We start from the raw sequence: 26,027 nt of genomic DNA on the forward strand, positions 1-26,027 counted from the left end.
ATACGTGGCCCGTACGTACGGTTCTGGGAGAAGGATAAAGCCGAAGCAAATTACTTCGGCTTTACCTTACTCGATTTTGAGTTGTGAAGCATCACTTTCTATTGTGGTAAATCTATGGCAAGAAAAAAATTTTGAACCGGGAGACTTACAGACATTAGATATTCATGAAAGTAGTATTACATATTGTGGTATAAAAAAATGAAAAAAATGGTTGAAAAGAGTGGGGGGCAGTTTTATAATTAATACTAATACTTATTCTATTAGTAAGTTGTTGTGATTTTGCGAGTCACCGACAGGAGTCGGTTTTTTTTAGCAGCAGTATTTACAGAATCTTTTGATAACACTGAATTTTGTAGTGCATTCAGCTTATGCGGGAAATTATTTGCGGAGGTGACGTTGGGGCTTTTGTTTGGAAGAGTTTAGAGATAAGAAAAAAAAGAAAAGGCACATTAAGATTGTTAAGGAGGCTCTATTAATGACAACCAAAGCGAGAAAAATTATTTCCCTGTTGGTGTGTCTCGTTTTTATGATGACTCTTTTCACCGGTCCGGTATATGCCGGCAAGGGCGCCAAAGAGGGGACAAGCCCAACATCAGGGACGATAACCGGTCAGGTGACAGATTCCGCTTCCGGAACCGCTGTTGCCGGGGCTGTTGTCAGCGCTTCCGGCAGTTCAGGCATATTTACTGCTGCCGCTGACGAAACAGGAACATATTCCATATCTGAAGCGCCGGCAGGGAAGTATACGGTAACCTGCCAGGCAGACGGATACAACAGGTTTTCTGCAACAGTAAACATTAAGAATTCGAATACAAGCACACTTGATATTTCGCTTACTGAGGCTGCTCCTGTCACCGGGATATTAGCCGGAACTGTGACCGACTCAAGCACCGGGCAGCCCCTTTCCGGGGCCGCGGTGCAGACTGACAGCGGGCAGTCGGCTATCACCGGGACTGCCGGGGATTATACCCTGGAGGTTTCTCAGGGGACATATACTATGACTGCTGAAGCCGCCGGTTATAATGCTGCTTCCAAATCAGTGACCGTAAATCCTGGAGTAACCGAAACAGTTGACTTTGCTCTTGACCCGGCGTCAGCTGCTCTGAATATCGTATCACTGGCAGCTGATCCCAGAGATTTCGTTGAGGGAACAGTTGCTGTTGTAACTTTGAATGCAGTTTTTGAAGGTTCTGTGGAAGGCTGTGTATACAACTGGACCCAGGTCGGAGGACCCAGGGTGGATATTACTTCTGCCGATCTTAATATGGCTGTGGTGGATGTAAGTTCACTGGCCGTTGCGGTTGATACTGAACTTGCCTTCAAGCTGACTGTCACCGGCAGTGATGGCAACAGGGATTCACAGAAGATATCTGTATTTGTGGAACCTGCTGATATGGACCCATTTCTGGGGGAAAATGTCCAGGTTGGCGGCTCTACTACCGCTGTTGCCAAGTTCAGCCACGATGGGACAGAGTGGGTAGTCTTTAATATCGGAAGTAAACTCTGTACTACTCCAGTAGGAACTGAGGCAGGTGCGGTAAATTATATTTATGTTCCGGGATTTGTGAATGATATTGACATAGTTGATTACAATGGTGTCAGGTATGCCCTTGTCTCTATGGGCAGCGAGGGTATAGCCGTTGTAGACCTGACAAATCCGCAGAATATGGTTCAGGAGTTTAGCGTAGGCATCAATTATTATATGAGTGGACTGACCTTTACCGAAGGCGGTGGGGCTATACTATATGATAATGAGATTTCCAGTATAAATGCTCCGGTTGCCGCACTGGCAACAGATGGGACAGACCTTTTCATTGCAGACCCTGAATACGGAATCCACCGCACAGCACTAGTCAACTTGTTGGGAGCAAACGGACCGGTACTAGATGCCAGCGGAGACGGCACCCTTTTAATTGAAGCCGAACAGTTTACCCTGCAGTATGCCGGGGAAAACCCCTGGGGAGGTCCGTTGGACCTGAAGCTGTATGGAGGCAAAATCTTTGCCTGTATGGGTTCTCTGGGAATGGGAATTTTTGACCCGATAACCCTGGAACAGGTGGGCCGGTATAACCTTTATACCGATGCCGCTGTTTCTGAAGACTGGTTTGTTAATATGGACGTAAAACAGGCAGTACATACAGATAACGCCACAGGTGAAGTATATATCGACGAATTTACCGGAATGCCTGACTTCCGGCAGACCAGTTTTGAAATCCTTGAAGTAATGAAGAACGATGCGGATGCATCCACACCATGGGCTGATTTTGATCGCTACGGCAAGTTTTATTACAAGTGCCAGGGCATTGATATCGCCGAATTTAACGGCAGGACCATTGCCTACCTGGCTTACTCCCTGGGCGGACTGGTAGCTGTAGACATTACCGGATATCAGAACACCGCTCCTAATGCAGGGGCAAATGCTGACACTTTGTTTAATGCAAGGTATCTCGGATATATTCCGGCAGTTCCTGCCAACGGTCCCAAGGAACCCACCGGGGAACAGTCAGAGAGCCTGCTGCCGTATTTTGGTGCCGGGATGTTGAAGGAGTCAGGTGTGGTAGATGTTCAGGTTAGGGAAGATTATGTATATCTGACCGACCACTTTGCCGGACTGATGATAATCAAAGATGCCGGAAGTCCTGACCTCCATTGGAGGGGGGGCAGTGCTCCATACAATAATGATACCAACGGTATCATGGGAGACCACTGGCCTGACAGCGAGTTTGTAACTTCATTTGATATGTCTCCATATGACGCTCTGGATAATGAATCCATGCCCAAATGGATGTATGAAGCTCCCTGTGAGTTGGTTACTGCTGAGATTAACGGACATGGAAACAGGCTGCTGCTGATGGACAATATGTCTATTAGTACAGCCGGTGAAATTGACCTCCTTGAGTGTGCCGGCGCCGGTGGGTTTAACTTCATAGATATTGTGGACCTGGATGCACCCACCATGGAAGAAAGGTATGCGGTATCGGTATACTTCCCGCCAACAGATGAAATCGGGGCTTTTCCCGACGGGACGCCTGGTCAGACGATTTCTATCGGGCACAGCCAGGGAATTGCGGCTTCCGGAGAATATCTCTACGTAGCTGACGGGCCGCACGGCATATCGGCATGGAAGCTGGTTGACGATGAAGGCTATGCTACAGATGATGTCCACCTTGTTGCCAATACTCTTCAGGATGAATACCCTGAAATAGTAAACGGAATCAAGATTTACCCAGCTTCACACGCTACCAATGTGGTCTTTGACCCGGTTAATAACCTGGCCTGGTCAGGGAGCGCCAGCCTCGGCTTGAGGCGTGTTGACGTTTCCGGAGTGGAAAACGGTACAGGTCAGGTTGGAAATCCATTGCTTCTTCCTCTCGACCTGACCGACTGTTTTGAGCATAATGCCGAATGGGGTACTATAAAGGGACTGCAGTATCAGGACCATGCATATGACGTTGCTATCAAGGGCAATTATGCTTTTGTGGCGGATGGCAGCAACGGTCTGACTGTTTATGACTTCACCAAGGATTCCACTGACCCTGAGAGCGGTTTTGTAGCCGCCAATATTGGCGCCGGCAGCCTTAAGCCGCCATTGGGTACAGCCTCCGGAATTGCTCTCTGGGATGACCCGGAATCAGACAGGTCTTATGCTGTGCTTGCCTGCGGCCCGCGGGGCGTTGGGGTTGTTGACATTACCGATGTCAACAACATGGAGATTGTGAAGGTTTTTGAGCCTATCAAATATGAAGATGAAAAAGTAGGCGCTGCCGACGGGCAGGCCACTGATGTTAAAGTTGTCGGTGACAGGGCATATTTCAGTTATGACAGCTTTGGAGTTGTCTGTTACAACATGGCAGACCTTACCGAAGCTCTTCCCGACGGCGTATCTCCTACTGAAGTCTGGAAGAAGAGTCTTACCGGCCAGCTTCAGTATGATTACAGGCCTGTCGAAGTCAGCCGTTTCAAGCTCCAGTATGTATCGGGGTATGAAGACTGGGCAGGCGGGGCCTTCAAAATGGACTACACCCTGGTAAATGGCAAGCTTGTCTTTTATGTAGCCTTTGCGGAGGCAGGAGTGCTGAAAATTGACTGGACCGATCCGGCTAACCCGGTACTCAGGGAAGTAGCCGGAACTGTCGGAGAATGCACAGCTGTTGCCATTTCCAATGGCCGCCTCTATGCTGCCGACGGCAGTGGAGGATTAATCTTCTTTAAATAACTACATTAAAACATTATAAGACAGGGGTAGATGTGTTCCGGAAGGGGAGTGAAGCCCGCCGCAGGAATATATCTACCCTTTGTTGCTTTTCTGGTCTAATTTGGCTAACCTGTCCATAATATATCTTAAGACTATAAGGCCAACTGTTGATGGGGGTGAGTTGATGCGCTGGATTATAAGGTTCAGGCCTGGTATGGGTTTTATGCTGTGTTTTCTTGCAGTATGTGCAGCAGCAGCTGTCGGAGCCTATGTATTGGGGGAAACGTTCATAAAGATAATCAGTGAGGGCAAACCCCCTGAAAGCACGCGGGTTATAACGGTTGATTCCAGGCCTGTTGCAGCTTCCGAGGAAAAAAGCAATCTTCTGCTCGATCCTGTACCGCTGTATTATCTTCAGGTAGGTGTCTACACCGACCGGGGAGGTGCAGAGGAAGCGGTTAAACCGCTGCATGAGCTCGGATATAACCCGTATATTACCAGAAATGCGCCCTACCGAATTTGGGTCGGTGTTTTCCGCGAGCGCAAGGATACTGAACAGCTCAAGGTGGCTCTAAAGGAACAGGGATATGGAAGTTTTACCGGCGCAGTTGTAATAAATGGCGAAAACCTGCTGTACGGGCAAGAAAGGGAAAGATTGATTAAAGAAATCGGTCCCGCGTTAGAGGCTTATACGGCATGGTTGAAGGAGAGTGTGGCAGTACTTCCTTCAGAATCCCCGGAAGCCCTGGATTTTGATTCGGACAGCACCCGGTTAAGCGTGCTGGAAGAAGTTTATCGGAAAACACAATTACTTGAATTTGAAGGAAGCTCCGGCAGTGACCTGATGAACAACAGGTTTAGGGACGTCCATCAGTCGATAGGAAATTTCCACAATCAGCTGAACATCTTTCTGGAAACTAAAGACCCGGAGGGGGTTGTTTTGCTACAGTACAAACTTCTGGAGTTTATGGACAATTATTTGCTTTTATGGCAGGAAATTAACAATATCAGTAAAACTTAGCATTGTCCAAGCCTGTACGACATGATATAATTTACACTTAGGAGGGGGCATATAAGGAGGTAATAAATTGAAGAACTTGAAGATCCCTGAGGCTACGATAGTAAGATTATCTGTTTATTCACGCTTTCTCGAACAGGCTGACAAAAAAGGTATTATTACTATTTCATCGGGGGAAATAGCTGAAGGTGTGGGAGTCAGCCCGGCACAGGTCAGAAAGGACCTGGCATATTTTGGAGAATTTGGTACAAGGGGTGTGGGTTATAATGTCAAGGACCTGCTTAGACACACTCTGAAAATTCTCGGGCTGAATACCAAATGGCCAGTAGTAGTATTGGGAGCCGGTAATTTGGGGTCTGCACTGGTGTCATACCGCGGGTTTCGTGAACGCGGTTTTGATATAGTTGGTGTATTTGACAATGACCTCTCAAAAATCGGCAAAAGGTTGATGGACCTTGAAGTATTGGGCACTGAGAAGCTGGAAAAGTTAATCATTGAAAACAACGTCAAAATCGGCATCCTCACGGTTCCTGCATCAGCTGCCCAGGAGGCTGCAAACCAGATGATAAATGCCGGAGTTAAGGCGATCCTTAATTTTGCCCCGACTGTGTTATCAGTTCCAGAGGATGTTGAGGTTAGAGATATTGACTTATCAACCCGTCTGGAAATACTGACATTCCATCTCTGTCTTAAGGACATGCTGTAGCCTGACATTAATAGTGAATGTGAGTATATAAACAAGATGGATGTTTTGGGAACAGAACACTTCGGAACTGAACAGCAAATTAGGAAAAGGCATTGTACACCTCCCCGTTGCATCGGGGGGGGTTTTTATTTGCAAGCTCAATCACTTAAGCCAGGCGCATAGAAGGGGGATTGTTAAGGTAAACTAGAATTTGAACTCCTAAACCGAACAGGAGGAGAACTGAATTGGAATTGGAACATGATGAAAAGCTCACGAAGCTCGACCGGATTCTGGAAGAGTATGCGGGCAGACCCGGGGCTCTGATACCTGTGCTGCATGAAGCCCAGAAGGTTTACGGGTATCTTCCTGAAGAGGTCCAATACCACATATCTCAGGGTCTTGGCGTACCCCTGGCTGATGTCTATGGAGTAGTTACTTTTTATGCCTTGTTTACTATGACTCCAAGAGCAGAACATAATATCTCTGTTTGTATGGGTACAGCCTGCTATGTTAAGGGAGCGGGACACCTGGTGGAGAAGATTGGCGAAGACCTCGGCCTGAAGTTAGGTGAAATCAGTGACGACCGCAGATTTGGCCTCGAAGCGACCAGATGTATCGGCGCCTGTGGGATGGCCCCGGTCCTCACTGTAAACGAAGAGGTGCATGGGAGGCTTAATGCTGAGCAGATGGGGGAACTGTTGGAGAAATACAAACAGGTGCACTAAGTATTACTGGTAGTCTTTCGGAAACGACATAGAATGATTATGGTTAGCTGTTGCACCGATTTTCCGCACTGCCGCCTATGAGTCTAAGCTGCTATCCCCCGGCAACAATGCAGCGTCCCCGAACTTGATGGCTCATGGGGTTGTTTCATAAGATGGCCGCCTCTCGTTTTGGCGGGCCAAAACTTCCCGGCGGCCTTCGCCATCTTCGGATATGCGGGGACTCCCTGCCTTGTTGCCAGTGATTCGCAGCAAGACTCATAACGGCGGCAGTGCAAGGAAAATCTTGTACAACATCTAACCATAATCACATTCATTTCCGAGAGACTACAGCACTATTAGTACAAGGAGGAAGTAACTAAGTGTCCCATAGTTCACATATTCTTATCTGTCGTGGTACGGCCTGTGTATCAGCAGAAAGCCGCGAGGTTCAGACTGAATTTGAAAAACAGCTTAAACAAATGGGCCTTCTGGAACAGGTTAGGGTCGTCCATACCGGATGTTTTGGGTTCTGTGCCCGCGGCCCGGTTATGGTTATTCTGCCACAGGGCACTATGTACTGTGAAGTCCGGGTAGAGGATGTCGGAGAAATCATTGAAAAACATATCCTTGAGGGGCAGACTGTGGAGAGGCTGCTTTTCAAAGACCCGGTCACTCAAGAGGTTACGGAGAAAATAGATGATATTGAGTTCTTTAAAAAACAGGTACGGATCGCGCTCAGGAACTGTGGGCACATAAATCCGGACGATATCCGGGAATACATAGCGAGGGATGGCTATAAGTCCCTGGGCACGGCGCTTACTGAGCACTCTCCGGAGGAAGTAATTAATATTATTAAGAAATCCGGACTCCGGGGCAGAGGCGGCGGCGGGTTCCCTACCGGGCTTAAATGGGAGCTCGCCAGGAAATCTCCGGGAAAGCTTAAATATGTAATCTGTAATGCAGATGAAGGTGATCCCGGGGCATTTATGGACAGGAGCATACTTGAGGGAGACCCGCATTCGGTCCTGGAAGCTATGGCTATTGCAGGGTATGCCATCGGCGCCAGCCAGGGGTTTGTCTATGTGCGGGCAGAGTATGCTATAGCCGTACAGCGCCTGACCACAGCCATCAGTCAGGCCAGGGAAATGGGACTCTTGGGCAGGGGTCTTTTTGAAACAGATTTCGGATTTGATATTGAACTCCGCCTGGGGGCGGGGGCTTTTGTCTGTGGTGAGGAGACCGCTCTGATTACCTCAATAGAAGGGAACAGGGGAGAACCCAGGCCCAAACCTCCTTTTCCTGCTCAGGCAGGTTTGTGGGGAAAACCGACCCTTATTAATAACGTCGAAACACTGGCAAACATTCCGGCAATAATACTGAACGGCGCTGAATGGTACACCGGTTTTGGCACCGAGAAGAGCAAAGGTACCAAGGTCTTTGCCATTGCCGGCAAAATTGGCAATACCGGTCTTATTGAGGTACCCATGGGCATAACCCTGAGAGAAATTATTTACGATATAGGCGGCGGCATTCCAGGGGGGCGTAAGTTTAAAGCGGCCCAGACAGGAGGTCCTTCGGGAGGATGCATTCCCGCCGGCCTTCTGGACACCTCAATTGAGTATGACACTCTTCTTGAAGTCGGTTCTATGATGGGCTCGGGCGGTCTCATTGTAATGGATGACAATGATTGTATGGTTGATATTGCCAAGTTCTACCTTGAATTTACCTGTGATGAGTCTTGTGGTAAATGTACCCCGTGCCGGGTTGGGACTAAAAGGATGCTGGAAATTCTGGAACGGATTACTGAAGGGCGGGGTACAGTAGATGATATTGACCTCCTCAAAGAGTTGGGGCACGGCATCAAGGAAGCGTCATTGTGCGGTCTGGGACAATCGGCGCCTAATCCTGTGCTGAGCACCTTAAAGTATTTTGAGGATGAGTACATAGCCCATGTCAGGGATAAGATATGCCCTGCAGGGGTCTGTAAAAAACTCAGCAGTATCAGGATTGACCCTGATGAATGTAAAAAATGCGGGGCCTGTGCCAAAGTATGTCCGGTTGATGCTATTAGGGGAAAACCCCGGGAGATTCACGAAATTGATCCCGACAAATGTATTAAATGCGGTCAGTGTTTAGAGAAATGCTGTTTTCAAGCTATTAAGAGATAGTTTGTTTTTACCGGTAAAATGGCTGCCATCCTGGCGGCCATTTTCTGGGTCTGCGGGCGGGAGCGCCCGGTGAAAATCAGCCCCTCTCCATTATTAGGCAGCGTCGTTCCTGAAGGAGTTTAAGCAAATTCGTCGAAGAGGTTAATTTGAATCTGTACTATTAATTTGGGGAGGGGAACCGAAAATGACGCTGCAGGATTTGGAACTACTAAAGGAGAATATTTTGTCGGAACAGGCGATGAGTAGAGAGCGGAAGAAGGTACGGATTACTGTGGGTATGGGTACCTGCGGGATCAAGGCAGGGGCGCAGGATGTCCTGAAAGCCCTGAAAATGCACTTCGAAGATAGCCGGGGAGTTATAGTTAGTTATACAGGCTGTCTTGGAATGTGTTCTCGCGAACCTGTGATGCAGGTGGCTGCTCCGGGCAGACCGGCAGTGACCTATTTTAACATAACACCTGACAAGGCCAGAAGAGTTGCCGGACAGATATCCTGAGGACTGAAATAACATAAATTATAAAATTTTGAATACTGCGTATCGGGTTCAGGTAATAGCTTGTCATCATATGTCAAAAATGATAAACTGAGAAGGGAAAAAACTGTGATTTACGTGCAGGCTGAATCACCTCAAAAGGTACGAATTTTTTATAAGAGTAGGGGAAAGCTACAGAAAAAGCTTACCATAAGAGAGTTGAAAAATGGAACCAAACAGTAAAAAGTTAATTTTGGCTTCAGCGTCCCCAAGAAGGCAGGAATTGTTGCGACAGGTGGGCCTCAGCTTTGAGGTGATGGTTAACCCGGTGGATGAGACAGTTTTGCCGGGGATACCTCCTACCGAAGCAGCTGCTGAACTGGCATATAGAAAGGCCATGGCTGTTGCTGCCCGGCTTAGTGAGGGAATTGTAATCGGGGCAGATACAATAGTGGTTCACCGTGGTGAGATTCTGGGTAAGCCTGTGGACATTGATGCTGCCATTAATACATTGAAAAGCTTGAGCGGGACTGACCATCTGGTGATTACAGGCTTTTCTGTCATTGATTGTGCTGCGGGAAGACTGTTAAAAGCCAGTGAGATAACCCAGGTTTTTTTTCGCCGGTTGTCAGATGCTCAAATTGAAGCCTACGTCAGGTCAGGTGAGCCCATGGATAAGGCCGGCTCATACGGTATCCAGGGGCTGGGCGCCGTACTGGTTGACAGGATAGTGGGATGTTATTTTAATGTTGTCGGTCTTCCTCTATCCAGTCTTGCGGAAGCACTCAGACAGTTTGGGATTGAAATACTGCAATAATTCGATTTATTATTAACCCTGAGAATGTTACGTTTGACGAGAGGACCCAAAAAAATGGAACCATTGGAATACCGGGTAAGAATAAAGGAACTTCCGGAGGATCTGAGACCAAGAGAGCGATTATTCAGGGATGGTGTAGAAGCCCTGAGTACCGTGGAACTGCTGGCGGTGCTTTTAAGGACCGGTTCTGATTCTATGAATGCCCTGGACCTTGCCGCCATGCTGCTGACAAAAACAGGAGGTCTGCTGGGCCTTGTAAAAAGTGAACTTGAAGAACTGTATTCCATAAAAGGAATTGGGCCTGCCAAGGCCGCTCAGCTAAAGGCTGCCATTGAACTTGGGAAACGCCTGGCTTTTGAAGTGTCCGACCCCAGGAAGGCAATCAAATCACCACGCGACGTATTTGATCTCCTGAAAGAGCGAATGCGTTACCTTGACAGGGAACATTTCACAGCAGTGTTTTTAAACACTAAGCATCATGTAATTACGATAGAAACTGTTTCTGTGGGAAATCTCAATTCATCCCTGGTTCACCCCCGGGAACTGTTTAAGAACTCTATAAAAAGAAGCGCCGCGGCGCTGGTACTGGCTCATAATCACCCCAGCGGGGACCCGAGCCCCAGTGCAGAGGATGTAGAAATAACCCGTCGGCTTGTGGAGGCAGGAAAGTTAATCGGTATCGAAGTCCTTGATCACATTATTATCGGAGAGAATGGTTTCACAAGCCTTAAGGAGCAGGGTATTATCTAGTCAGCGCAGCCAATGAAGCTGAAAGGAGCACAGTAAATGTTGGGATTGTTTGGGATATTTTCCAAGGATATGGGTATAGATTTAGGTACTGCCAATTCGTCTGTATATATCAAGGGCAGGGGGATAGTTGTTAACGAACCGTCCGTTGTTGCTATCCAGAGAGATACGGGACATGTCCTTGCTGTCGGTGAAGAGGCCAAGCAAATGATTGGTCGTACTCCCGGCAATATAGTTGCTATCAGGCCAATGAAAGACGGGGTCATCGCTGATTTTGACACCACTCAGAGTATGCTGCGCTATTTTATTACCAAGGCCCTGAAAAAAAGGCCTCACCTAATCAGGCCCAGGGTTGTTGTGTGTGTGCCTTCAGGAGTAACCGCAGTTGAGGAGCGCGCAGTCAGGGAGGCTACCATACAGGCCGGAGCCAGGGAGGCATATCTGATCGAAGAACCGATGGCGGCAGCAATTGGGGCCGGATTGCCGGTTCATGAGCCTACCGGAAACATGATAGTGGATATCGGGGGCGGTACCAGCGAAGTTGCGGTCATATCCCTGGGGGGGATTGTAACCAGCCGCTCGGTGCGTATTGCCGGTGATGAAATGGATGAAGCCATCATGCAGCACATTAAAAGGACATATAACTTGATGGTGGGAGAGCGTACATCTGAAGAAATTAAAATAAAAATTGGCACAGCATACCGGTTCCCGCAAAAAGAGCTTTATGAGGTGCGTGGGCGTGACATGCTTACAGGGCTGCCCAAAACAGTTGAGATTACATCTGATGAAGTTCATAAAGCCTTGTCAGAACCGGTCAGCAGCATCCTGGAAGCCATTAAGGTAACTCTCGAAAAAACACCGCCGGAATTGGCGTCTGACGTTATGGACCGGGGAATTGTCATGGCTGGAGGCGGTTCTCTTTTGAGAGGCCTTGATCAACTGGTCAGTGAAGAAACCGGCATGCCCGTTTATGTTGCAGATGAGCCTCTGTTCTGCGTAGCTGTTGGGACAGGGAAGGTTTTGGAAAACCTGGATGTTCTTAAGAGAGTCTTAATTACCCCGAAGAAAATCGGCTAGAAAGGCGGGGTTGTGTTGTTTCGGTACATTGTAAACAGGTATGTCCTTGGCTTTCTTAGCCTGGTTGTGCTGGCCCTTGTCCTGATAACCTATACGGGTCAAGACAGGAAGGGTCTCAGCCCTGTCGAGAGGGTGGTCAAGGATGTGGTAACCCCGGTTGAACACGGGGTTACCGGTATTGTTAACAGTATCTCTGATACAGTTGGGTCTGTCTTTACCATTGGAAGTATTAAGAGCGAAAATAAAAAGCTCCAAGGACGCATATCAAGCCTGGAAGCAGAAAATAACCTGCTCAGGGAATACGAATACCAAAACCTGCGGTTAAGGGAGTTACTGCAGTTCAAGGACACCGTAGCCCGAGATTATAATACTGTATCTGCCTCAGTTGTAGGCAGAAATCCGTCAAACTGGTTCCGTACAATTACCGTCAATAGGGGAGAAAGTGACGGTTTGGCGAAAAACATGGCTGTGGTAACCAGTAAGGGGTTGGTGGGGCGTGTTATTAATGTATCCGCTGACTCTGCGGAGGTATTGCTGATTATAGACAGCAGCAGTGCCGTGGGCAGCTTGATCCAAATAAACCGGGTGCCGGGAGTCATTGAGGGAAAAGCCGATGACTCCGGAATGCTGAAAATGATTCATCTTTCCAAGGAAGCTCCGGTTACTGCCAAACAGACTGTTATTTCTTCGGGCCTTGGCGGGGTTTTCCCCAAAGGACTGCCGATAGGAACCATAACCGAGATCGAACTGGAGTCAAATGGGCTGGTGAAATATGCCACTGTCAGGCCTTTTGTGGATTTCAATGAACTCGAAGAGGTGCTAATTATTAGAAGTGTTTCAGCGATAAGTGAAACTGCTCCTCTTGACGGGGGGGGGGCGTAATGCGTTACCTGGTAATTACCGTTTTGTTTCTGATTGGTTTGATACTTCAATCCACGATTTTTTCCCATCTCACTGTTGCCGGTGTTAAACCTGATTTTGTATTGATAATAACAGTATTTTATGCCCTGCTGCACGGTTCCAGGGAGGGCGCCATAGCCGGAGCCATCGGAGGTTTGCTGCAGGATTTATTGTTCGGTCAGAACCTGGGAATGAATGCTCTTGCCAAGATAGTTGTGGGTTTTGCTTTTGGAATGCTGGAAAAGAAGATTTACAAGGAAAATGTTTTAATTCCCATGGCGATAATATTTGTGGCTACACTAATGAGTGAAACAGTACTTTACCTGTTAAGGCAGTTTGAAGGGATGTCAGGGGGGGATATTGGCGCTCTCAGGAGTGTTATGATATCTGCTGCCATCTATAACAGCTGCCTGACACCTTTTATATATGGCAAGTTTTATCGATCGTCAACTAAGGGGCTGCTGAGAGTAACAGAAAGGTAATAATCATTTAATCGGGGGGCTCTGGATGACTGAAAAAATCCTGGTCAAAAAACTGAAGGTTTTTTTGGCCCTTGTCACGATTATATTTGCCGTCCTGATTTCCAGGATTGCTTACGTTCAACTGGTACAGACAGAGCGGTTTACAACCCTTTCGGAGCAGAACAGAATCAGGCCGGTTACCATTCCTGCGAAGAGAGGAGAAGTTTTTGACAGTACTGGGAAGGTTATTCTTGCTAAAGACCGTCCGGTATACAGTGTGTCCGTAAGCTGGCTTGGCATCCAAGACCAGGACCTTGATAAGGTTGCGGCTACCCTGGCGTCAATTCTGGCAATTGATGAAAACGAAATTAAGGAAAAAATCAAAGACCCCGGCATTAGGAAGTTTGAACCCATTAGAATTGCTAAAGACGTACCTTTGGAGGTAGTGACAAAAATTGAGGAAAACAGGGCAGACCTGCCTGGTGTGGAAATTGCCGTAGAACCGATGCGGGAATATGTTTATCAGGATTTTATGCCACATATTCTCGGGTACGTAAGGGAGATTACCGAGAAACAGCTGGAAAGGCATAAGGATGATGGCTACAGCATGGGGGACAGGTATGGTCAGGCGGGGCTTGAGAATATGTATGAGGAGTTTCTGCGGGGGCAGGACGGCAACCTTCTGGTTGAAGTTGATAAGTCCCAGCATCCGGTCAGGGAGCTTGCCAAAGAACAGCCTATACCGGGTAATAATCTTGTTTTAAATATAGATTACAGGCTGCAGAAAACTGCTGAAGAGTCCATGGACCGGACCATGGCTTCTCTGCAGCAGAATGGATACCCGGATGCCAGGGCTGGAGCAGTTGTTATGGTTGACGTGAACTCGGGAAAGGTACTGGCTATGGCCAGTAAACCAGGTTTTGACCCCAATTTGTTTAATGGGAAAATTACTCCTGAGCAGAGTGAGGCTCTGTTTGGAGGTAAAGAAACCAACCCGTTTCCGGCCTTTAATAACAGGGCCATGATGGGTTATCCGCCCGGCTCCACCTTTAAAATGATTACCGCTGCGGCAGTTCTGGAGTCTGGTAAGGCTACTATTCACGATACCTATTTTGACCCTGGCTCAGTTCGCTTGTTTGGCCGTTCATACGGGTGCTGGAAGCCTTCAGGTCATGGTACGGTTAACCTGGTTAAGGCAATCCAGACTTCCTGTAATGTCTACTTTTACCAGATGGGGCTGAGAGCGGGTGTTGAAAATCTGACCAAATATGTGCGGGAATTCGGTCTGGGTCAGAAGACCGGGATTGACCTGCCTAATGAGGCTTCAGGGCTGATACCGAGTAAGGAATGGAAAAGGGAACTTAATGAGCCTTCACTGCAGAAGAAGTATGAAGAGATGTACCAGGAGATCGAAGATAAGTATGCCGAGAAGATTGGCAATGCTAAATCTGAGAGTGAAAAGAAACGGCTGCTCAGACAAAAGGAGAATGAGCTCAAGTGGAAAAAGAAGGAGTATGATAATGAGGCACACTGGTCTGTTGAATGGCGTGAATATGAAACCATCATCATGTCAATTGGTCAGGGCTATAACCTTTATACTCCCCTCCAGCTTGCCAACTATGTTGCCGCAATAGCCAACGGCGGTATCAGATATCAGCCTTATTTAGTGGACAGTGTTGTTGACTACAAGGGTGATATTGTCAAAAAATATGACAAAAAGGAAGTCGGTAAAGTTGATGTCAGTCCTGAAACACTGGCTGCTATCAGACGCGGCATGAGGGCGGTTGCTGAGCCTGGAGGTACCGCTTACGGTATTTTCAGGGAGTTTCCCGTCGAAGTTGCCGGAAAAACAGGGTCTGCACAGACCGGAAAAGACAAAAACGGAAAAGACAAACCTACTCACGGACTTTTTGTCGCCTATGCTCCTTACGACAAACCAGAGGTTGCGGTAGCAGGTATTATCGAATATGCCGGACATGGCGGCAGTTCAGCAGGTTTAGTTGTCAGGGACCTCCTGGCAGAGTATTTCAAAATTGACAGAAATCAGATCCCCCAGGGTGGGGTTTCCGAAGAATAAGGGGCTGTTTTTGTCTAAATATTCGAGAAAAGCGAGGTAAAAAGACCTCGTTTTTTTTGTTGATACAGGAGGATTTGACTACCTTTTGTAGAATTTAAATCCAATGATTCAGGATATTTTGAGCCTTTTTGGCTCAGGAGGAGAACCAAAGTGAAGAAGACCAAAAGTTCTAAAGGTAAGAAATTGTTTTTTAAAAACGAAGCAAATGGAGCTAAGGACGCTGATATCAATCCGGATTTAGTTGATACAGAACAGGAGAAAGGTAAAGAAGGCGAAACTGTTACGGTAAAGGAAACTGTTACGGCAAAGGAAACCAAAAAAGAACGACCGAAACTTAAAAAGGCTGAGCGGGAGCCGGCTCAGGATGAAAGTGAGGACTTCCTTCCAGGGACAGCAATTCCCGAAGCGGATGAGATTAAAGCTGAGGCCGGCGAGCCTGCCGAGCAGACGAAAACAGACTCCAGAGTGTTGGAAAACAGGGGCCCGTGGCAGGAGGCTTTTGCTGATGATAACACAATTCTGATACAAAGGACCGTAAGGTCCGGCCAGAGTATCCGGTTTGATGGCAATGTAGTTGTAATGGGAGATGTTAACCCGGGCTCAGAAATAGTTGCCTCGGGAAATATTGTGGTCATGGGTGCATTGCGTGGCGTAGTTCATGCAGGGGCATTGGGGAATGAAACTGCGACTGTTGCGGCATTTAAGCTTCAGCCGACACAGCTGCGGATAGCAAATCATATTACCAGAGCGCCTGACGGTGATTACTTAACGCCGGAGTATCCGGAAATAGCCAGAATAAAAGACGGTGTTGTAGTGATTGAAGTATATCAGATGGGACAGGACAGGCAAACAAAAATTGGCTAAAGATTAGGAAGAGGAGGACAAAACATGGGAGAAGTCATTGTAATAACCTCTGGAAAAGGAGGGGTTGGCAAAACCACCACTACGGCTAATATTGGAACCGGACTGGCAGCTTTGGGTCATAAGGTAGTCTTGGTGGATACGGATATAGGTTTACGGAATCTGGATGTTGTTTTAGGGTTGGAAAACAGGATAGTTTATGATATTGTTGACGTGACTCACGGGAACTGCAGGTTAAAACAGGCCCTGATCAAAGATAAGCGCTTTGAAGGACTGCACCTTCTGCCTGCCGCTCAGACTAAGGATAAGACCGCGGTGACTCCTGACCAGATTCGTGAACTATGTGCCCAGCTAAAAAAAGAGTTTGATTTTGTAATTATTGATTGTCCTGCTGGAATTGAACAGGGTTTTAAAAACGCCATCGCCGGCGCCGAGAAGGCTATCGTGGTTACTACCCCGGAAGTATCGGCTGTCCGTGATGCCGACAGGATTATCGGCTTATTGGAAGCGGCTGAATTACACAACCCGAAGCTTATTGTTAACCGGCTCAGGCCTCTCATGGTTAAAAGAGGAGACATGATGAGCATTGATGATATTATCGACATCCTGGCTATTGACCTCCTGGGAGTCGTCCCTGAAGATGAAACGATTGTCATTACTACTAATAAAGGTGAACCGGCTGTTCTCGATAGCAATTCCCACGCTGGACAGGCTTATCGAAATATGGCAAGAAGAATAACCGGTGAAGATGTACCCTTAATGGACCTGCAAGCAGAAACAGGAATTATGCACAAGCTCAAAAAGCTTATCGGATTTAAGTAATCCGAATAGTAGAGAGGGGGAACGGGAATTGCTGGATTTTCTATTACGGGTGTTCGGGAAAGATACCAGTTCAAGTAAAAATGTTGCTAAGGAACGGCTGCGTCTGGTGTTGGTTCATGATCGAGCAGATATGTCTCCTCAGCTGATTGAGGACTTGAAGGAAGATCTGATAAAGGTCATTTCCAATTATATGGAGATTGATGAAAATGCTCTCGAGGTTAATCTGGATAGCTCCAATAATACAGTGGCTCTGGTAGCCAATATTCCTGTCCTGAGGATGAAGAGGACATCCAACCGGAAGGAAAAGATTGGTTAAATGATAAAAAATTGGGCGTCGGCCCAATTTTTTTTTGTGTTGTATGCGGGAAAGCTTTAGAATGAGGGGTGGATTTGGGCCGGGTAGATGATATATAATGATAATAGCCTTGGACGAAAGAGGGGAACATTAATTGATTGACCGCAGAGCGATAAGAAACTTTGATTTTACTCTCCTCATTACCATAATACTGATTGTTGTTTATGGATTGATTATTTTGAGCAGTGCGACACATGCTACTATGACCAGGGGCGGAGATGCCGATATATATGTGAAAAAACAGGCCCTGTCGTTTGTTCTGGGGTTGATTGGAATTGGTATTATCCTTAAAATAGACTATACGCGATTTACCAAGTATGCCAAGTTTATCTATGCTATGAATGTTTTGCTGCTCGTGTTTGTGAAGTTTTTCGGAGAGGAACAAAAAGGCGCCCAGTCCTGGATATCTGTTGGGTCTTTTAACCTCCAGCCTTCAGAATTTGCTAAAATTGCGATGATAATTACCTTTGCGGTGTACCTGGCAGGTAAAGAGGGAAAACTGAACAAGTTTCGCGACCTTATCCCTACCTTTATCTTTTTTGGTGTTCCCATGATGCTGATTATTCTACAACCTGACCTGGGTACCGGGTTGGTTTTTGTTGGGATTTATTTTGGGATGATGTTTGTGGCCGGAGCCAAGCCTTCACACCTGCTTATTCTGGTGTTGATCGGTTCCCTGCTGGTGGGCGGTATCCTTACGGCACAACTTGTATTTGGTTTTGATAAACCCTTGAAAGACTACCAACTTGATCGCCTGACAATTTTTGTGGACCCGTACAAAGACCCCAAGGATGCCGGTTATCACGTTATCCAGTCAATGGTATCCCTTGGTTCCGGAGGCTTATGGGGCAAAGGCCTTTATCAGGGGACACAGACCAGGCTCAATTTCCTTCCCGAACAGAAAAATGACTTTATTTTTTCCGTAGTCGGAGAAGAACTGGGCTTTGTAGGTGTTATAGCGCTCCTGGCTCTGTTTTATATGTTTGTTTTCCGAGGTATCCGGATTGCCATGAAATCAAAAGACATGCTGGGAACCCTGCTGGCAACCGGCATTGTTTCCATGATTGTATTCCACCTTCTGGTCAACATTGGTATGGCGGCTGGAATTATGCCGATAACAGGTATCCCTCTGCCTTTTTTCAGTTATGGGGGCAGCTCTATGCTGGCTAATATGCTGGGTGTCGGAATATTATTGGATGTTTTTCTCAGACGGCAGGTGCTCACGTTTTGACGGGTCTGCAGCACTGTTTGTCAGAATCAGGAGAGTCACCAAATCAGGTGACTCTCCTTTTGAGTTTTCGAAGATAACTGCTTGTCATACTTTGGGGTGGCTCTAAATATACATTATGTAAGAAATAGCCAGCCGGAGGGGAAGCCAATGAAAATTAATATCGGTAGCAAACGCCCGGAGGAACGCTCTGATCCTGACTACATTTACCATAACTATAAGCCTGTTTCAGGATCGGCCTTCGGAAGGAAGAAATTTCGGATGTCAAGATGGGTCTTGCAGCTCTTTGTCTCGGGGGCTGTATGTTTATTAGTGTTAGGTCTGTTCAGGATGGAGATACCTTTTACCGGAGCGCTCAAAAACGGTATCCGATACCTGCTTACCTATGAAACTGATGTACAGCCGGTTTTCTACAGGGTCATTCAGCTTGCTTCTCATGTAGGCAACCTGGAATGGCCGGTAATTGATGATATTTCGGCCCCAACCAGGGCAGTAACTCAAACTACCAAGAAACAGCTGCTGCTGCCTGTATCTGGAAACGTTATCCGCGAATATGGCTGGGTAAGTGAAGGTGAGGACAATGCCCAGGTGTTCCATGAGGGTATAGATATCGGGGTTCCCGCAGGGACTGAAGTGAAGGCCGCTGCCGGGGGAATGGTGGAGAAAATATCGGAAAGCGCCGGGTTCGGAAAATATATCCTGGTGAAAAACGATTCTGGGGAAATGGTCCGGTATGCCAATCTTTCTGAAATCTCCGTAAGCGCCGGGCAGACTGTTAAAGCCGGTGACATCATTGCCAAATCAGGAACGCCGGGTGAGGGAGCGCCTCATCTCCACTTCGAAGTGATTATTGACGGTCGGCCGGTGGACCCGCTCAGCGCATTGGAAACCGGCAGCAGCCCCGTCCCGTAAAAACCGGTCGGACATGAGACTATTAACTGTTTTCGGAGTGGATTTCCGGCTGAATATATTTTTTATTCTGTTATTTATTGTCTATTGGTACTTTGGTATCCTGAGCCAGGCTCTGATAATTTTCAGCATCGTATTCCTGCATGAGATGGGACATGTGGCAGTAGCTGTGGGCTATGGATTAAGGATAAGGGAAGTTGAGCTGCTTCCTTTTGGAGGAGTTGCCAGGCTTGAGGGAAATATTGAGTCTGAGCCTGTGACCGAAACTTATGTGGCCGCAGCGGGACCATTGACAAATGCCTTTCTGGCATTTTTGGGTTACCTGCTCTATAGGCTGGGGATAGGAAACGAGTATTGGCTGGGCTTCTTCATTCAGTGGAATATAATGCTGGGGATATTTAACCTGCTGCCGGCATTTCCGCTGGACGGAGGACGGGTTCTGCGGGCATTTCTTTCACTGCATCAAGGGGTAAAAAGGGCCACCGAAAATGCGGTGGCTTTATCTCAGGCGCTGGGTGCAGTTATGGCAGCAACGGGAAGCTGGCTTTGGTTCAGCAGCGGTGGAGAGGATGTTAGCTGTCTGATAGTGTCACTTTTTCTGATTTATTCGGCATCAAAGGAAAAGGGGTCAGTTATGTTTATTTTTATGAAATTCCTTACCCGCAAAAAAGAGGAACTTTTCCGCGAAGGCATAATGCTGGTCCGTCAGGTGGCTGCTCTGGAGTCTTCGTGCCTGAAGGATGTTGTCAAGAATTTTGTCCCCAGAAAATACCACTTGGTAGTTGTTATTGGAAAAGATCACCTGGTTAAGGGTACTTTTACCGAAGGGGAGATTATAGATGAAATGATCAGGAGGGGTCCGGAGACCCCTCTTAGGTTAATGGCAGGGAAGAAAAAATAAAGGAATTTGTTTTCAGCTGTAGAATTGAATAATACCATCCTTTGGGTATAATACCTAATGTAATATCAAAACTGGGAGGATACCGGCAGATGAAACAATTTATTGAAAACAGGATATTGCCCAAGGTACAGAAACCAGCCCGATACCAAGGGAATGAATGGAATTCTGTTCATAAGGACTGGGAGGCTATGCCTGTCAGGATGGTTTTTGCTTTTCCCGATGTTTACGAAGTAGGGATGTCTCACTTGGGCCTGCGCATATTGTACCATATTGTCAATAACAGGGAAGATACGCTAATGGAGCGGGTCTTTGCGCCATGGGTTGATATGGAGGAACAGTTGAGGCAGCATGGTCTGCCGCTGTTTTCTCTTGAGTCTGTTAAGCCCCTGGCTGAATTTGATGCAGTTGCTTTTACCCTTCAGTATGAGATGAGTTATACCAACCTGCTGAATATGCTGGATCTGGCAGGGATCCCCCTGAGGGCAGCACAGCGGGATGACAGTTGGCCGCTGGTTTTGGCCGGAGGGCCCACTGCATATAATCCGGAACCGCTGGCGCCGTTCATTGATGCCTTCCTATTGGGGGAAGGTGAGGAAGCCATCCATGATATTATTGGGATAATCAGAAACTGGAAGCAGGGTTCCACAACGCGAAAAAGGAGTGAACTGCTTAAAGACCTGGCCGGAGTATCGGGAGTATATGTCCCTGAGTTTTATGAAGTTAGTTATCATGATGACGGGACCATCAGAGGGGTGGTCCCTCAAGTGTCTTTCGTTCCTTCCAGGGTGACCAAGCGAGTGGTTAGAGACCTGGATAGGGTAGATTTTCCGACTAACCCAATAGTGCCTTTTATGGAGATTGTCCATGACCGGATCATGCTGGAGGTACTCAGGGGCTGCAGCAGGGGCTGCCGTTTTTGTCAGGCGGGAATGATTTATCGGCCGGTTAGGGAGAAAAGGCCGGAAACGATAATTAATCAGGCTGAGAACCTGGTTAAAAACACAGGCTATGATGAGATATCCCTGACTTCCCTGAGTACCAGCGACTATAGCTGTGTCCAGGGTGTTCTGGCTTCACTGATGGACAAGTATGGTTCGGAGGGGGTAGGGGTGTCCCTGCCGTCACTAAGGGCAGATTCCTTTTCCGTTGACCTGGCCAAAGAGGTGCAGCGGGTCAGGAAAACGACGCTTACTTTTGCTCCCGAGGCAGGAACCCAGCGAATGCGTGATGTTATCAACAAAGGGGTAACTGAGGAAAACCTTTTGGAAGCAGTCACCGGAGCTTTTGAGGCAGGCTGGACTTCAGTTAAGCTGTACTTTATGATTGGCTTGCCGACAGAAACCTATGAGGACCTTGATGGTATCGCCGACCTGGCTTTTAAGGTGGTGGACCGTGGACGGGATATTCTGGGAAACCGGTTTGGGAGACTCAGGATTACCGTAAGCGCTTCATCGTTTGTACCAAAACCCCATACCCCGTTCCAATGGGTGGCTCAGGACAGCATGGAGTCGCTGCAGGAAAAGCAGCGCTACCTGGCCAAGAAGTTAAAACACCGCAGAATTAATTTTAACTGGCATGATGCCCGTTTGAGCAGTATAGAAGCTGTATTTGCCAGGGGCAGCCGCAGGGTGGCAGCAGCCCTGGAGAGGGCATGGGCGCTTGGCTGTAAGTTTGATAGCTGGAATGAGCACTTTAAATATGAGGTATGGCAGCAGGCGTTCCGGGAAACCGGTGTGGACCCGGAGTTTTATGCCAGCAGAGAATTTGATCTGGATGAGGTCCTGCCCTGGGACCATATTGATGCAGGAGTGACCAGAGAATTTCTGCTTTCTGAGTACAAAAAGGCATTCGGTGCGGAGACCACAGCTGACTGCAGGCACGAGAAATGTACTGTCTGCGGGGTCTGCCAGAACCTTCCGGCATCTGTTGATTTAAAGGGGGCGAAGACTAATGCCCCGGGTTAGAATGGAGTTTTCCAAAGGAGACCAGGTCAGATTTTTATCTCACCTTGATATTGTGAAGGCATTTGAGAGGGCAATTCGCCGGGCTGGAATTCCTATTGCTTTTTCAGAGGGTTTTAATCCTCACCCCAAAATGAATTTTGCTTCTGCGCTGGCAGTAGGAGTAACCAGTGACAGGGAGTATATTGATATCGAACTCAGGGAGACGATGGCTGCAGGTGAAGTCATGTCAGGAATTTCCGGGGTCCTCCCGGCAGGAATTAAAATATCAGGAGCTATGGTCGTGCCTGATAATTCCCCTGCCCTGATGGCAATTGTGAACCGGGCGGATTACAGGATTATTGTACCGCTGAAAGTTCCTCTTGTTACAGAGTCCCTCACAGAAGGGATAGCCCGATATATGAATTCTTCCGAAGTGATGATAATGAAACTGACGAAGAAAGGTTTCCAGCCCCGGAATATTCGGCCGGGAATAAAGAAGCTTGCTGGAGCAGTTATTGAGGACAAAATTAACTTTTCAATTCTGACTGTCACCGGAAGTGAGGGTAATGTCCGTCCCGAAGAGGTGGTTCGGACTCTTGCGGATTACCTGGACAACGAATTCGATGCCGACCTGCCCCAGATTAACCGGGCCGGACTCTATACGGAACATGATGGCAGGCTGCTGACTCCCATGGACATGGGCAGCATAGATGGAGATAAAGAGGGCAAGGTTAAAGGAGGAGGTGACAGCTTTGCTTAAGGAGATACTGGTAAATGTCCGGGAGGAAGAAACCCGGGTTGCTGTAATGGAAGACAAGGTAGCAGTTGAAATATACATAGAGCGTTCTCTTAACCAGAGGCTTGTGGGCAATATTTACAAGGGGAAGGTTGAAAATGTCCTGCCCGGGATGCAGGCGGCTTTTGTTGATATCGGGCTGGAAAAGAATGCCTTTCTGTTTGTTGAAGACGCCCTGGCATCGGGAATTTCCGGTCATGAAGCTGACCCCGGGGTTAAGCTGAACATAGTTGATGTCCTTAAAGCCGGCCAGGAGGTTCTGGTCCAGATAGCCAAAGAACCTATCGGCACCAAGGGGGCTCGGGTAACCACCCATATGACGCTTCCGGGAAGGTTTTTGGTACTTATGCCTACCGTTGATTATGTCGGTATTTCGCGGCGGATTGAAAATGAAGCAGAAAGGGACCGCCTCCGCTCAGTTGCGGAAAGAGTTAAGCCTCCGGGCATGGGGTTGATTGTGAGGACAATTGCAGAGGGTCTTTCCGAAGAGGATTTCCAGCAGGATATTTCTCTGCTAACAAGGCTCTGGAAAAAAATCCAGAACCGGGCTTTTCACGGACCTGCTCCGAACCTGATTCACAAGGATTTGGAACTTATCCAGAGAATACTGAGAGACCTTTTTACTGAGGACATAGACAATCTGATTATTGATTCCCGTTATGAATATGAGAAAGTACTTGAACTCATGGAGCTTACTTCACCTGATTTAAAAAACAGGGTCAACCTGTACGAACAGGAAAACCTTTTTGAAAAATACGGCATAGAAGAAGAGATTGAGAAAGTTCTTAAGCCAAGGGTATGGCTCAAGAGCGGAGGACATATTGTCATCGACCGTACCGAAGCTCTGACGGCTATTGATGTTAATACGGGGAAATATGTGGGCAGTACAGACCTGGCAGATACTGTTCTGAAGACAAACCTTGAGGCATGTACTGAGATTGCCAGGCACCTCAGATTAAGGAATATCGGTGGTATAATTATCATAGATTTTATTGATATGCCCAGTCTGGAACACCAAAACCAGGTTGTCCGAAAACTGGAGGACGAGGTCAAAAAGGATAAGACCAAGACCAATGTCCTGGGTCTAACCCAGTTGGGACTTGTGGAAATGACCAGGAAAAAGGTTCGCCAAGGCCTGGAGAATGTACTGCTGAAACAATGTCCTTATTGTGAGGGTAAAGGCAGGGTGCTGTCTGAGGAAACTATTAGCATCAGAGCCAAGAACGAGATTATTAAACTGGCTCAGCATACCAGCGCCGAAGCTGTCCTGGTGGAGGTCCACCCTTCGGTAGCTTCTCTGCTTATCGGCGGGAGCGGGGCTAATCTCAGGGAGATGGAAGCAAAAACACGGAAACACATCATTGTCAGGGGCTGTGAACACTATCACCAGGAAGTGATTAACATCCGGGCCCTGCATTCCCAATCGGAAATTGAAGCCATCGGGGTTCCGGTGAGACCGGGGCAGATTCTGGAGGTTAAGGTCGAGGAACCCCATACCTCGAATATCTATGATGGTATTGGCAGGGTCAACGGGTTTATTGTGGACATAGAGGGGGCCAATTCCCTGATCGGGGAAACTGTGCCTGTTGAGATAACCAAAGTGTACCGGACATACTGCAAGGCCAAAATGGTTGATGTAGGCAAGTGACCACCGCATTAAGTTATTTCTCTGTCCCGGTATTTGACCAGGAACCAGCCTGCAGTTATTCCAAAGGCTATATGTAATAGCAGGAGCAGCATACTGTCAATGAAGGTATCACGCATCTGCAGGTTTAATAACCTGGCTAAAATGCCGCAGAATAGAAACCAGGTGAATGTTCCCATACCGATGCCTTTGAGCAGTGGTGAACCATACCCCGTGACATGGAACAGGGCAAGCATTGCCATACCAATAATTGAACCACAGATAAAGTGTACTATGGTCCCGGTTATACCGTTTTCCAGAGCTCCGGATTCGCCTGCGAGAAACAAGGTAGCCATCTCATATAGTATTTTTATGCTGACACCCGGTATCAGGTTCAGCAGCCATAGAAGAACTGCCATGACTAAAGAACCTGCCAGGCCGGCAGACAGTCCCAGGATAAACTTGTCTTTCATTTTGCCCCCTGCTTAAAGAATAGTTTGTTTGTTATATCACGGATATTGTTAGTTAAATGAATCGATTATATACCCTGGAAAGCCGAAAAGGTTCGCTGCAGCGAACCTCTTCCCTAAAGCAGTTCACTGATGAACTGCTTTACGTTTGCGATTATTTCTCTCTGTATTTCTAAAGTGCGGAGGTAGTCATCATCAATTGACAGACCATGATCCGCACCCGGGTAACACTCAATCAGTCCTTCAGGGAATACCTGGCGGGCGGCTTCCCGGTCACAGAACGGGTCACTGCCGCCAAAGATGAGATAAGGTTTGCTGATCTTTTTATTAAACTCCGCCCATTGGGGGAAAACTCCCTTTTCTTTTTTTATATACAGCACAGGAGTTAACAGGACTGCTCTTTCAAACACAGCGCCCCTGTCTGCCACCAGACTTCCCACAGCAATGGTACCAAGGGATTTACCGCATACGGTTATCTTATCCGGCGGGTAACCCATTTCATTAAGGTAATCCAATACATAACCTGCATCAGCTGCAGCATAATGGTGGTCATAGGGTTCGCCCAGGTGTCTGTAAGTATAACCTCTATATTCAGCTTTTAAGGAATAAAACCCGCATTCAGCAGCCATTCGCCACAGGAAATCCAGGACAAAGTGGTTAATTGTATAGCCCTTCCCCGGGAGAATTAAAAAGGCCTTGTTCGGCCTCTTTCCTCTACACATGAAAAATGCTTCAATAGGCCTGCCGTATGTTGGTATCTTCAGTTCCCCGGTATGCATAATTACCCTCCTTTGTTA

Annotated in this window: 24 protein-coding genes; 22 read left to right on the forward strand and 2 right to left on the reverse strand. The window is 47.5% G+C overall.

Features of this window, described 5'->3' with window-relative positions; translation table 11 throughout:
- The 22 genes from Ga0451573_RS18130 to Ga0451573_RS18235 form a co-directional block, all read left to right on the forward strand.
- Positions 1-202 (forward strand): hypothetical protein (locus tag Ga0451573_RS18130; RefSeq protein ID WP_231685577.1); only part of this gene is annotated, 202 nt, incomplete at its 5' end.
- 273 nt (positions 203-475) lie between these two features.
- Positions 476-4,216, forward strand: a complete 3,741-nt coding sequence (locus tag Ga0451573_RS18135) for a carboxypeptidase regulatory-like domain-containing protein (RefSeq protein ID WP_231685578.1) — start codon at positions 476-478, stop codon at positions 4,214-4,216.
- Between the two features lie 163 nt (positions 4,217-4,379).
- Positions 4,380-5,216, forward strand: coding sequence for an SPOR domain-containing protein (locus tag Ga0451573_RS18140; RefSeq protein WP_231685579.1), 837 nt, complete (start codon positions 4,380-4,382; stop codon positions 5,214-5,216).
- 67 nt (positions 5,217-5,283) lie between these two features.
- On the forward strand, positions 5,284-5,919 hold the full coding sequence (locus Ga0451573_RS18145) for a redox-sensing transcriptional repressor Rex (protein WP_231685580.1): 636 nt from the start codon (positions 5,284-5,286) through the stop codon (positions 5,917-5,919).
- Between the two features lie 224 nt (positions 5,920-6,143).
- A complete protein-coding gene (locus Ga0451573_RS18150; RefSeq protein WP_231685581.1) occupies positions 6,144-6,623 on the forward strand; it encodes an NADH-quinone oxidoreductase subunit NuoE family protein in 480 nt (159 codons plus the stop codon).
- Positions 6,624-6,982: 359 nt separating this feature from the next.
- The gene (locus Ga0451573_RS18155; RefSeq protein ID WP_231685582.1) at positions 6,983-8,770 is read left to right on the forward strand and encodes an NADH-quinone oxidoreductase subunit NuoF; all 1,788 of its coding nucleotides are present in this window, start codon (positions 6,983-6,985) and stop codon (positions 8,768-8,770) included.
- Positions 8,771-8,954: 184 nt separating this feature from the next.
- Positions 8,955-9,266 (forward strand): (2Fe-2S) ferredoxin domain-containing protein, encoded by a 312-nt coding sequence (locus Ga0451573_RS18160; protein ID WP_231685583.1) that lies wholly within the window; start codon positions 8,955-8,957, stop codon positions 9,264-9,266.
- A gap of 202 nt (positions 9,267-9,468) precedes the next feature.
- On the forward strand, positions 9,469-10,059 hold the full coding sequence (locus Ga0451573_RS18165; protein WP_269438394.1) for a Maf family protein: 591 nt from the start codon (positions 9,469-9,471) through the stop codon (positions 10,057-10,059).
- A 63-nt stretch (positions 10,060-10,122) separates the two neighbouring features.
- Positions 10,123-10,809 (forward strand): RadC family protein, encoded by a 687-nt coding sequence (gene radC / locus Ga0451573_RS18170; RefSeq protein ID WP_231685599.1) that lies wholly within the window; start codon positions 10,123-10,125, stop codon positions 10,807-10,809.
- Between the two features lie 36 nt (positions 10,810-10,845).
- A complete protein-coding gene (locus Ga0451573_RS18175) occupies positions 10,846-11,883 on the forward strand; it encodes a rod shape-determining protein (RefSeq protein WP_231685585.1) in 1,038 nt (345 codons plus the stop codon).
- 15 nt (positions 11,884-11,898) lie between these two features.
- Positions 11,899-12,765, forward strand: a complete 867-nt coding sequence (gene mreC / locus Ga0451573_RS18180) for a rod shape-determining protein MreC (protein WP_231685586.1) — start codon at positions 11,899-11,901, stop codon at positions 12,763-12,765.
- Positions 12,765-13,265, forward strand: coding sequence for a rod shape-determining protein MreD (gene mreD / locus Ga0451573_RS18185; RefSeq protein WP_231685587.1), 501 nt, complete (start codon positions 12,765-12,767; stop codon positions 13,263-13,265). Before mreC ends, mreD begins: the two co-directional genes overlap by 1 nt.
- A 25-nt stretch (positions 13,266-13,290) precedes the next feature.
- Positions 13,291-15,321, forward strand: a complete 2,031-nt coding sequence (locus Ga0451573_RS18190; protein ID WP_231685588.1) for a penicillin-binding protein 2 — start codon at positions 13,291-13,293, stop codon at positions 15,319-15,321.
- Positions 15,322-15,786: 465 nt separating this feature from the next.
- The gene (gene minC, locus Ga0451573_RS18195) at positions 15,787-16,185 is read left to right on the forward strand and encodes a septum site-determining protein MinC (RefSeq protein WP_231685600.1); all 399 of its coding nucleotides are present in this window, start codon (positions 15,787-15,789) and stop codon (positions 16,183-16,185) included.
- A gap of 24 nt (positions 16,186-16,209) precedes the next feature.
- Entirely contained in the window at positions 16,210-17,004 is a 795-nt protein-coding gene (minD, locus tag Ga0451573_RS18200; RefSeq protein WP_231685589.1) for a septum site-determining protein MinD, read from the forward strand.
- Positions 17,005-17,032: 28 nt separating this feature from the next.
- Positions 17,033-17,320 (forward strand): cell division topological specificity factor MinE, encoded by a 288-nt coding sequence (minE, locus tag Ga0451573_RS18205; RefSeq protein ID WP_231685590.1) that lies wholly within the window; start codon positions 17,033-17,035, stop codon positions 17,318-17,320.
- Positions 17,321-17,453: 133 nt separating this feature from the next.
- Positions 17,454-18,590 (forward strand): rod shape-determining protein RodA, encoded by a 1,137-nt coding sequence (gene rodA, locus Ga0451573_RS18210; RefSeq protein ID WP_231685591.1) that lies wholly within the window; start codon positions 17,454-17,456, stop codon positions 18,588-18,590.
- Between the two features lie 147 nt (positions 18,591-18,737).
- Complete coding sequence (locus tag Ga0451573_RS18215) at positions 18,738-19,499, forward strand: M23 family metallopeptidase (RefSeq protein ID WP_231685592.1); 762 nt, start codon at positions 18,738-18,740, stop codon at positions 19,497-19,499.
- A 13-nt stretch (positions 19,500-19,512) separates the two neighbouring features.
- Positions 19,513-20,397 (forward strand): M50 family metallopeptidase, encoded by an 885-nt coding sequence (locus Ga0451573_RS18220; RefSeq protein WP_231685593.1) that lies wholly within the window; start codon positions 19,513-19,515, stop codon positions 20,395-20,397.
- Between the two features lie 89 nt (positions 20,398-20,486).
- A complete protein-coding gene (locus Ga0451573_RS18225; protein WP_231685594.1) occupies positions 20,487-22,361 on the forward strand; it encodes a TIGR03960 family B12-binding radical SAM protein in 1,875 nt (624 codons plus the stop codon).
- Entirely contained in the window at positions 22,348-23,100 is a 753-nt protein-coding gene (locus Ga0451573_RS18230) for a TIGR03936 family radical SAM-associated protein (RefSeq protein ID WP_231685595.1), read from the forward strand. The genes Ga0451573_RS18225 and Ga0451573_RS18230 overlap by 14 nt, the downstream gene beginning before the upstream one ends.
- Positions 23,093-24,784, forward strand: a complete 1,692-nt coding sequence (locus tag Ga0451573_RS18235) for an Rne/Rng family ribonuclease (RefSeq protein ID WP_231685596.1) — start codon at positions 23,093-23,095, stop codon at positions 24,782-24,784. The genes Ga0451573_RS18230 and Ga0451573_RS18235 overlap by 8 nt, the downstream gene beginning before the upstream one ends.
- Before the next feature lie 8 nt (positions 24,785-24,792).
- On the opposite strand, the gene Ga0451573_RS18240 is transcribed toward Ga0451573_RS18235, so the two are convergent.
- Together Ga0451573_RS18240 and Ga0451573_RS18245 are read right to left on the reverse strand one after the other, a co-directional pair.
- The gene (locus Ga0451573_RS18240; protein WP_231685597.1) at positions 24,793-25,233 is read right to left on the reverse strand and encodes a DUF6789 family protein; all 441 of its coding nucleotides are present in this window, start codon (positions 25,231-25,233) and stop codon (positions 24,793-24,795) included.
- 113 nt (positions 25,234-25,346) lie between these two features.
- Positions 25,347-26,009, reverse strand: a complete 663-nt coding sequence (locus tag Ga0451573_RS18245) for an alpha/beta hydrolase (RefSeq protein WP_231685598.1) — start codon at positions 26,007-26,009, stop codon at positions 25,347-25,349.
- Positions 26,010-26,027 lie beyond the last annotated feature (18 nt).

The sequence above is a fragment of the Phosphitispora fastidiosa genome (assembly GCF_019008365.1).
GTDB classification, from domain to species: domain Bacteria; phylum Bacillota; class Thermincolia; order Thermincolales; family UBA2595; genus Phosphitispora; species Phosphitispora fastidiosa.

Excerpts from the sequence above, each read along its gene's own strand:
- Ga0451573_RS18135 (WP_231685578.1), top strand. The coding sequence starts at position 476 with ATGACAACCAAAGCGAGAAAAATTATTTCCCTGTTGGTGTGTCTCGTT.
- Ga0451573_RS18140 (WP_231685579.1), top strand. The coding sequence starts at position 4,380 with ATGCGCTGGATTATAAGGTTCAGGCCTGGTATGGGTTTTATGCTGTGT.
- Ga0451573_RS18160 (WP_231685583.1), top strand. The coding sequence starts at position 8,955 with ATGACGCTGCAGGATTTGGAACTACTAAAGGAGAATATTTTGTCGGAA.
- Ga0451573_RS18165 (WP_269438394.1), top strand. The coding sequence starts at position 9,469 with ATGGAACCAAACAGTAAAAAGTTAATTTTGGCTTCAGCGTCCCCAAGA.
- Ga0451573_RS18175 (WP_231685585.1), top strand. The coding sequence starts at position 10,846 with ATGTTGGGATTGTTTGGGATATTTTCCAAGGATATGGGTATAGATTTA.
- mreD (WP_231685587.1), top strand. The coding sequence starts at position 12,765 with ATGCGTTACCTGGTAATTACCGTTTTGTTTCTGATTGGTTTGATACTT.
- Ga0451573_RS18190 (WP_231685588.1), top strand. The coding sequence starts at position 13,291 with ATGACTGAAAAAATCCTGGTCAAAAAACTGAAGGTTTTTTTGGCCCTT.
- minD (WP_231685589.1), top strand. The coding sequence starts at position 16,210 with ATGGGAGAAGTCATTGTAATAACCTCTGGAAAAGGAGGGGTTGGCAAA.
- Ga0451573_RS18215 (WP_231685592.1), top strand. The coding sequence starts at position 18,738 with ATGAAAATTAATATCGGTAGCAAACGCCCGGAGGAACGCTCTGATCCT.
- Ga0451573_RS18220 (WP_231685593.1), top strand. The coding sequence starts at position 19,513 with ATGAGACTATTAACTGTTTTCGGAGTGGATTTCCGGCTGAATATATTT.
- Ga0451573_RS18225 (WP_231685594.1), top strand. The coding sequence starts at position 20,487 with ATGAAACAATTTATTGAAAACAGGATATTGCCCAAGGTACAGAAACCA.
- Ga0451573_RS18230 (WP_231685595.1), top strand. The coding sequence starts at position 22,348 with ATGCCCCGGGTTAGAATGGAGTTTTCCAAAGGAGACCAGGTCAGATTT.
- Ga0451573_RS18240 (WP_231685597.1), bottom strand. The coding sequence starts at position 25,233 with ATGAAAGACAAGTTTATCCTGGGACTGTCTGCCGGCCTGGCAGGTTCT.
- Ga0451573_RS18245 (WP_231685598.1), bottom strand. The coding sequence starts at position 26,009 with ATGCATACCGGGGAACTGAAGATACCAACATACGGCAGGCCTATTGAA.